The organism is Brevundimonas sp. EAKA, assembly GCF_000698025.1.
Classification (GTDB): domain Bacteria; phylum Pseudomonadota; class Alphaproteobacteria; order Caulobacterales; family Caulobacteraceae; genus Brevundimonas; species Brevundimonas mediterranea_A.
The window spans coordinates 1-478 of record NZ_JMQR01000279.1 but is presented as its reverse complement, the minus strand read 5'-3'; the positions used below and the strand labels follow the sequence as shown (position 1 = coordinate 478).

Sequence of the window (478 nt, the reverse complement as noted above, 5' to 3'; positions counted from 1 at the left end):
CCCCTGCCCCGCTCCATGCGTGTCCTGCACTGGCTGACGGTGCTGTGCCTGGTGATGGCCGCCAGCCTGATCCTGCTGCGCGCCGAACTGGAGGGCCGCGCCCTGCGGCAGTGGTTGCTGGAAGGCCACCGCCACTTCGGCCTGATGGTGCTGCTGCTCTTCGTCTTACGCGTCAGCCTGCGTCTGCGCTTGCGCGCCTTGCCGCCCGGCCCGCCCTCCCCGCTGATCATGCGCCTGGCTGCCGGTGGCACGCATGTGGCGATGTACGCGCTGATGCTTGCGCTGCCGCTGATCGGCTGGTCGCTGAGCAACGCTTACGGCAAAACGGTCTATCTGTTCGGGATAACGCTGCCAAACCTGGTCGCTGCGGATGAGGACCTGGCCGACACCCTCGGCACCTGGCACTTGAATGCGGCCTGGGCACTGCTCGCATTAGTCGCGGTGCATATCGTTGCCGCACTCGTGCACCACCTGGTGT

1 protein-coding gene is annotated in these 478 nt (G+C 66.7%); it reads left to right on the top strand.

From position 1 onward, the window contains the following. Positions 1–15: 15 nt before the first annotated feature. Positions 16–478: cytochrome b (locus ER13_RS17455; RefSeq protein WP_035311486.1), on the top strand; the 463-nt coding region annotated here is incomplete at its 3' end.